Genomic DNA, 7,618 nt, shown 5'->3' with positions numbered 1-7,618 from the left:
TGAGGAGAAAGCTGCCGCACGCATCATTAGAGAACGGTGCTAACTAACAGGCAATTCCCAACGGTGTCACATCATCGTAACCTGCCTCTTTAATGGCCATCACAATATCAGTAACATCAACGTCTTCGTCATGAACTACGGTTACGATCTTGCTGTTCAAATCAACCTCGACCTGTGATACACCGCTCAGTGCACCAACTTCCTTACGTACTGCATGCACACAATGTTGACACGACACACCAGGCACACGAAACTGCTCAGTGACCATTGATAACCTCCTAATGATGAATATTCTCGAAAACCTGCAACAATTCAGCAAGGACCCGTTCCCGCTCGGCAATATCCTCACTCCGAATTGCGGTCGTAACGCAATGATGCAAATGTCGAGATAGTATCAGTGCATCAAGCTTAGCCAGCGCTTGCTGGATGGCACGGGTTTGATTAAGCAGATCGATACAATACGCATCTTCTTCCACCATACGCTGAACACCGCGAATATGGCCCTCGATAATCTTCAGACGGTTAATGATCTGCTGTTTTTGATCATCCATAGAACATTCCTTTTGTTGAGCCTGAGCCACCGTCGCTTATGGCTGGTTGTGTGTTCACGCGCAGGGAAGCAGACACTTCGTGAGATGACTATCCCCCCCCAGGGGGAGGGGTATAAACAGTATACCAGATCGGTCAAAGGTATGCCAGTCGGCACAGTTTTCGTAGGATGGGTTCTCCAAGGTTTCATTATGTCTAACAGTGAGTGGGAATCACGGAGAGAAGAAGAGGGAGCCGGTGGACAACCCCTCGCGTGACGATTTCTGATCCCGTGCGGCTGCCAGGTACACAAACCACCGACTCACACTTTCAAGTGATAGTGTAAGAGTAAGCGATCAGCGGAGACGGGTAAAGATGGATGTCAGACATCCATCGTCGTGAAAATCACCGTCTCCCGTCCAATGAGCGCGCCGGCTATCTCATCCTATCTGCCGCCTTCTCTCTCGCTTCGCAGCACCCGACGCAACTCGGCAACCAGAAGGTGCAGACGCTCATCATCACGTAACTCGGCATGTCTTGGACGCGGTAAATTGATAGTGACTTCGGCCAAGACCCGCGCCGGACGCCGACTCAAGACAATCACGCGATCGGCGAGCAATACTGCCTCAGCCAGATTATGCGTCACCATCAGCACAGCCGGTTTCGGTTCAATCGTGGAAAGCAAATCCAACAGCTCACCTTGCAACTGCTCACGGGTCAATTCATCGAGAGCGCTGAAAGGTTCATCGAGCAGCAACACCGGTGGCGCCAAGGCCAGTGCCCGAGCCAACGCGACTCGTTGCTGCATACCACCCGACAGTTGGCGCGGCAACCGATCGGCTGCATCGCTCAGCCCCACTCGCGCCAACAGTTCGGCCACCCGTCTGTCACGGTCAGTCGGTGTCCACCCGGCCAACTCAAGCGGTAACGCGATATTCGCCGCCGTATCACGCCATTCCAGCAATGCAGCCGATTGAAACGCGATCCCAAAGCGACGTTCGCGTCGAGCCTGGAGTGGTGACAGGCCTAACAGCTTTACTTCGCCCGTATCCGCCTGCTCAAGGCCCGAAACAATTCGCAACAGCGTACTCTTGCCACAGCCACTCGGCCCGACCAGAGCTACAACTTCACCGACTGCCACTGAAACATCGATCCCCGCCAGTACATGCACTTCGCCGGTACGCGAGTGATAGCGTTTGGTCACACCCTGTACCCTGATCGCAGGCTGGATCGATGCTTCAGCCGGCAGGCTATCGACAGATTTGTCAACGGTTAAGAACATACCAATGACGTGCCTGATAACTACCGCTGTTCGGGCAGCAGCGTATAATCAGGGAAATTACCGTACAACCGTTCCCCTGGCGCACCTACGGTCACTGCCTCGACCAGATACTTCCCGCCAACAAAACACCCCTTCCACGAGGCACCCATACCACCGAATACCTCTTCGCGATCACCGCGTGAACGCATTCGGTTGATTCCAACTTTGAAGGCCCGTAGCTCGCCGGCAATCATCTGCCCCAATTTCGGATCATCAGTTGCAATTGACGAAACCAGATTACCATTCGAGATGTTCATCTCGCTAATCAGTTCTTCAATGCTATCAACAATCACGATCGTATCGACGGGGCCAAACGGTTCGTTGTGATGCAACCGGCAGTTCCGTGGCACATTCAACAGCGCAATTGGTGCCATGTACGCTGAAATATCCTGATCGGGTAAAAACAGGTCAGGGTTTAGTTCACCCTCGTACAGACAGATAGCACCTGCCCCTATCGCTTCACTGTAAAGCACGCGCAGTTCTTCAACCTTCTTGGCATTGATCAGCGGGCCAAAGTCAAGCCGTGGCAGCGGATCACCTGCTCGATCAACTAATACTGGGTTTCCAATCTGGAGACTCTTCAACACCGGCAGGTACATGTCAAGGAATTTAGGAAAGAGACGGCGCTGCACAACGTAACGGATGTAAGCCGTACAGCGTTGTTTCCCGTAAGCAAACCCTTTCTTAATCTGCTGCGCCAGGTTTGTCCAATCGGAGAAATCCCATATTCCGTAACAGTTGACCCCCTCCATCTCGAGCATGTAGCGCTTATTGCGGTCGTACAGTGAAGCTGCAATGTCACGACCATTCGTTCTCCCGCCGACAAATGCCAGACAAGCCACATCAGCATTCCGCACTAGGGCATCGCTCAGTGCACCACCTGAGCCGCTCACCAGCGAAACGGGTAAACCGGCCCGACGGGCAATGGCAAAGCCTAGCGTAAGCGCAAACAGGCCACCGTCTGATGGGGTTTTGGCAATCACCGCATTACCGGCCAGCGTCTGTACCAGCACAGCGTGCATAAGCACCGAGTACGGGTAATTCCACGAAGCGATGTTTGAGATCAAACCTAGTGGCCGACGCCCATTCATCATCCACTCGATCTGGTCGAGATACCATTCGACCCCATCAAGACAACGATCAACATCATCACACGCCAGATGATACGGCTTGCCAATTTCCCACATCAGCAGGTACACAATCAAATCACGGTACTGTCGCAACCCATCTATCGCTTCTCGCACGCGCCGTCGTCGCTCATCAAGATCGGTTTGCGCCCATTGTTCATGCTCACGCGCAGCAAAACGAACCGCCCGCTTTGCAGTATCCAGATCAATCATCGGCATCCGACCTAATTCACTACCATCAACGGGGGTACTGTAATGTTTCCCATGGCCGGGCCAACCCCAGGTTCCCTCAATCAAATTGAGAACCTGTCCTTCAGCGTTAAAGGCTTCAGGAACTGCTGCCCGTAACTGCGCCATCAGATGAGACCATTCACACTCGGGTGCGATGATTTTGCTCATACGACTTCCTCTTCAGAAAACGTGATATTTGACACAATCACAGTATATCACGCTAGAGACAAGCGTTATACCTATTCCAGAGAAGGGTATCGGCAATTGCGATGAGCGTGTGCGGGGCTTCAGCGTGTTCATCCTCTGGTACGATGAAAGCGCCATTTCTCTGCGCACGACCAGATAAACACGAGCGCGGAACGTCATTCAGACGCTCAAAACGTCTTCCGACCTGCACAGTCGTCCGAGAGTGCGAGCCGCTGGAATGTGCTCTACCGTGGCAGAGGTATCAACCCACCCCTACCAATGCTTTCCCTCTTCCCAATTTATTCAGAGAGAGAAAGCATCTTGCCCCTCCTTCGTGACCAACCACTATGCTACACTATACACCAACAATGTCCGGGCCAGAGGTGTAACAAACTATGGATCATCGCACCGACCTACTCATACGACCACTGCGACGCAACCAGGGATTTTCGCAGCCAAATACATACACTATCGAATTACAGTATGGCGACGGTCGCCGTCTTGTCGCAAGTGAAGATGTACAATTTAATTTGCTTCTCCCCGAATCGAGTGATCCCGACAGTATTGCTCGCTTCGGTCAGACCCTCTTCCAACGCCTCTTTCCAGGTCGCTTGCGACATGCCGTGCTCACAGCAAGGCAACTTGCTATCCAAAACCAACAACCGCTCCGCCTTCGATTAGCGCTCGATCCGCTCGATGCTGAGCTTCAGGCTATTCCGTGGGAATTGCTCCACTTCCCGGTAGCAGACAATCAGAGTCGGGCCTTACCGCTCACAACCAGTGATCATATCCTCTTTTCGCGCTATATTGATAGCGAGCAGTTTCCACTGCGTGATCCGCTTGATCACCGTCCCATTCGCATGCTCATAGTGCTGAGCGAACCTTCTGATCTCGAACGCTGGCGTTTATCACCCTTCGACCGCAACGCGACCGAGCAAGATTTTCGACAGCGTTTTCGTCCGTTTATTGATACCGGACAGTTGTCTTGCGATATTCTGCCCCGTGCCGGAGAAGCAGAACTTCGTACTGCGTTAGAACAAGGTTCCCTCCAACAACAGAACGAACGTGGCTACGATATCGTGCTCTATTTGGGTCACGCCCTCTTTGCGCCAGCATACGGTACTCGCCTCTTGCTTGAACATGGTGCGCAACGGCGTGGTCGACTCCTCGATGGCATGGAATTTGCCCGTATTCTGGCCCAATTGCCAGCTTCCCATCAACCAACGATGATCGCACTGATCGCCTGCAACAGTGCTACGGTTGATCTTCAAGCCCCGCTGAGCAATTTAGCTGCCCGTCTCATCGCCGATAGTGGGATCCCGGCAGTACTGGCAATGCAGCGACTAGTGTCAATTGACCTTGCCCGTGATTTTACCCAACACTTGACCGAGATACTGTTGCGCAACGGCCTTATCGATCTGGCGGTTGCCACTGCACGCCGACGCATTTATCGTCCCGATAGTGTCAACTGGAGTACACCCGTTCTTTATACCCGCCTGGCGACCGGACGTCTGTTTCAGCCCAGTGCGTTGCTTAGTTATATTGAATGGTTACTGCAACAAGAAGATTTCAAACGCTGGGCCGGTTATGAGTATATCGACGTTGGCTGTATCACGATTCCGGCCGAACAGTACGCCCAACTGTCCCAACGTCGCCCCGAAAATCCCCCTCCAATCAGCTCAACCCGCGATATGTTGTTAAACCTGGTAACAACCGCTGCCAAAGATGGCAAAGGGCAATGTATCGTTCTGGCCGGCTCCCAACAGTCTGGTCAAACGACCATTTTACGTCGCGTCTGCTACGATTTAGCGCGGCAGGCACTTCTTGACGTTAGAGCACCGGTCGGCGTTTTCGTCTCGCTGAACGGTTACACACAGGTGAGCGGTGAATTACGAATCTACCATCATATTGTTGAACAGGTTCGCCAGCAACACCTCGCGCTTGCCGACCAGCTCGATGCTCTATTTCGCGGAAGAACACAAGGCCCCACCCAACGCCCACGCCTGGTTTTTTTGCTCGACGATCTGGATCAGGTGGTGGAAAGTCAATGGCAAGAATTGCTGCGCGATCTCAACACAGCTCGTCAGCGCCTGCCCGACCAGAGCTTCATCATCGCAGCACCACAGATGTTTACTCCCTTAACGGCTGATCAGAATATTACCATACTGGCTATCCAACCGCTTGATGAACAGAGCATTATCGATTATGTTCGTCAGCGTAATCGCCGCCAGGCTAAGCAAATCATTGAACGCATGCGTGAGTATCGTTTGTACAACCTGGCAAATGATCCACGAATGCTAACCCTTATTTTCGAGCGTCTTTCAACCAATGGTCAGCAAAATATTACTTATCATCACATTATTGAAGAGTTTCTCGCTCAGGAACTACGCAACCTTGACCATTCTTATCAGATGGGGAACGTTGCGCACGAGAGTTTATATCAACTTGCCTGGCATTTACGCTGGCAAATGAGCGAATATCTTTCGCTAAGCGAGGTTTTTACTATTCTCGCTCAGGTGCGTCGTAACCGAGATTACAGTTTAGAAAATCTCTTTCGTCAACTCAGCAATACCCAACTCCTCACCATCATCGGTCAACAGGCGATTTGTTTCACAAATTCAGCAGTCGCTGCCTATTGTGCAGCAAAAGCACTCTATCACAGCCCGGATCGTGCGCAATTGTTGGCTAATATCGTTGCGCTATGTGCAGATGTTGAACGTCAACACTGGTGGGAAGATGTATTGTATGCGCTGGTCAGCTTTCTCGATAAACCCGAAGAATTACTACAGCACATCGCCGACTCACTGCGCGCCGGTAACAATCGGCTGGCAGTTCTGGCTGCACGCTGCTTAGAAGCAATCCCACCATCGCGCATGCAAGCCTTGCCTGAATTTCTCCGTCATGAATTGATCGATACCTGTCTGCTCCAACTCGATGAACGGCAAGAGCCTCAACCCGAACGACGTAAAACTCTGGTGAGTGCACTCGGCAAGCTTGATTATCCACAAGTTCGGCAACAGCTACGACATATATCCGTCAACAAGGTACGTCAGACCAGCAATGGGCCGCGCTACGAATATACGAACATCCGCATCGCAGCCGCTCGCGCTCTGCGTGATCTTTATCTCCCCACTTTTCAGCGTCGAGATGGTGGCAGCACACCTGCCGAAGCGTTTGATCGGACATCAATATCTGTCAGACAGTTACGTGATGATCGCCCCCTGATCGAGCTAATGTCTGCCTGGCTGAAAGCAGAGAGCGGCCGGCGCGAGCTGAGGCATCTGCTGCGCACCTCACCACTGGCCCCCGAACGGGCAATTGCTGCCTTTGCGTTAGCCGATGTAAGCACTACTCCATCACAGCAGCTCTGTGATGCCCGATTCCTTCTGCGTATGATTGTCGCTCCATCTGACACCATCAACACACCCATTAGCGACGATTGGGTTGACACTATGTGGGCGGCGGCTGATGCCCTCACGCTCCTCGACCCAGAATACGTTATCCCATTGATCATCACTCTGATCCGTCGCAAACCCGATATGCCCGCTCCAGCCGCCCAACAGATCGCTTACCTGGCCGGTCGCTTGCGTATCAATCAACCACTGGTGATTGACTGGTTGCTAACGTTGCTCATTATAAATCCCAGCCAAAGTGTAAAGGCGCGTGCATTACAATCGCTGGCCTGGATCGGCGAGAGTGCGGCTTCACGCACGATTGCCATCGTAGGCGGGAGTAGCCTCACGATCAAGCAACTGATCGAAGAAATTGCCCTTTGGCGACAACCACTCCCAACCTTCGCCATTGGCACATTTCAGCATGCTTTCTCCATCAGCGGTAATCAAGCCCTTTATCTCAGGCGTAAAGCGATTGAAGCACTGGCCTGGATTGGCGACAGAAACACCCTACGCGAACTAGACAGCTACTTCAAATACTGGCCACTCGAACTACGTACTCAGTGGTACATAAGTCGCAGCAGTTTACTGAGGAGATAGAAAAGAAGATTTCTTGACAAAAAATCCCCGCTCGGCGATCAGTAATCGTCGCCGAGCGGGGGGGAATGAACGGGTGCATGGACCTAGGTTCCCAGCGGTGAGCCGCCAGTAGGATCGGCGCTGCGGTGTTTCACGACCCGGTTCGGGATGGGACGGGGTGGGTCCACCGCGCTCCACACACACCCATTGGGAGAAGAGACCGTCGTCCCTTCACCCCTCACGCGATTGCTTGT

At 52.6% G+C, this 7,618-nt stretch carries 5 protein-coding genes and 1 rRNA gene; 1 reads left to right on the top strand and 5 read right to left on the bottom strand.

Annotated features, from left to right (window positions below):
• Positions 1–43: 43 nt before the first annotated feature.
• The 4 genes from JE47_RS0118720 to JE47_RS0118700 all read right to left on the bottom strand — a co-directional run bounded on the left by JE47_RS0118720 (position 44) and on the right by JE47_RS0118700 (position 3,375).
• Positions 44–268 (bottom strand): heavy-metal-associated domain-containing protein, encoded by a 225-nt coding sequence (locus JE47_RS0118720; RefSeq protein ID WP_031461212.1) that lies wholly within the window; start codon positions 266–268, stop codon positions 44–46.
• A 10-nt stretch (positions 269–278) separates the two neighbouring features.
• Entirely contained in the window at positions 279–551 is a 273-nt protein-coding gene (locus JE47_RS0118715) for a metal-sensitive transcriptional regulator (protein ID WP_031461211.1), read from the bottom strand.
• Positions 552–973: 422 nt separating this feature from the next.
• Positions 974–1,810: an ABC transporter ATP-binding protein gene (locus JE47_RS0118705; RefSeq protein WP_031461210.1), complete on the bottom strand. Its 837-nt coding sequence runs from the start codon at positions 1,808–1,810 to the stop codon at positions 974–976.
• Between the two features lie 20 nt (positions 1,811–1,830).
• Complete coding sequence (locus tag JE47_RS0118700; RefSeq protein WP_031461209.1) at positions 1,831–3,375, bottom strand: aldehyde dehydrogenase family protein; 1,545 nt, start codon at positions 3,373–3,375, stop codon at positions 1,831–1,833.
• A gap of 413 nt (positions 3,376–3,788) precedes the next feature.
• Here JE47_RS0118700 and JE47_RS0118695 point away from each other — a divergent pair, with 413 nt between their 5' ends.
• Positions 3,789–7,385 (top strand): CHAT domain-containing protein, encoded by a 3,597-nt coding sequence (locus JE47_RS0118695; protein ID WP_031461208.1) that lies wholly within the window; start codon positions 3,789–3,791, stop codon positions 7,383–7,385.
• Positions 7,386–7,455: 70 nt separating this feature from the next.
• On the opposite strand, the gene rrf is transcribed toward JE47_RS0118695, so the two are convergent.
• A 5S ribosomal RNA gene (gene rrf, locus JE47_RS0118690) occupies positions 7,456–7,570 on the bottom strand.
• Positions 7,571–7,618 lie beyond the last annotated feature (48 nt).

This window comes from Chloroflexus sp. MS-G (assembly GCF_000735195.1).
GTDB lineage: Bacteria > Chloroflexota > Chloroflexia > Chloroflexales > Chloroflexaceae > Chloroflexus.
This window is presented reverse-complemented; position numbering and strand designations above follow the sequence as displayed.

Coding starts and splice junctions, on each gene's coding strand:
- JE47_RS0118720 (WP_031461212.1), bottom strand. CDS start 268: ATGGTCACTGAGCAGTTTCGTGTGCCTGGTGTGTCGTGTCAACATTGT.
- JE47_RS0118715 (WP_031461211.1), bottom strand. CDS start 551: ATGGATGATCAAAAACAGCAGATCATTAACCGTCTGAAGATTATCGAG.
- JE47_RS0118705 (WP_031461210.1), bottom strand. CDS start 1,810: ATGTTCTTAACCGTTGACAAATCTGTCGATAGCCTGCCGGCTGAAGCA.
- JE47_RS0118700 (WP_031461209.1), bottom strand. CDS start 3,375: ATGAGCAAAATCATCGCACCCGAGTGTGAATGGTCTCATCTGATGGCG.
- JE47_RS0118695 (WP_031461208.1), top strand. CDS start 3,789: ATGGATCATCGCACCGACCTACTCATACGACCACTGCGACGCAACCAG.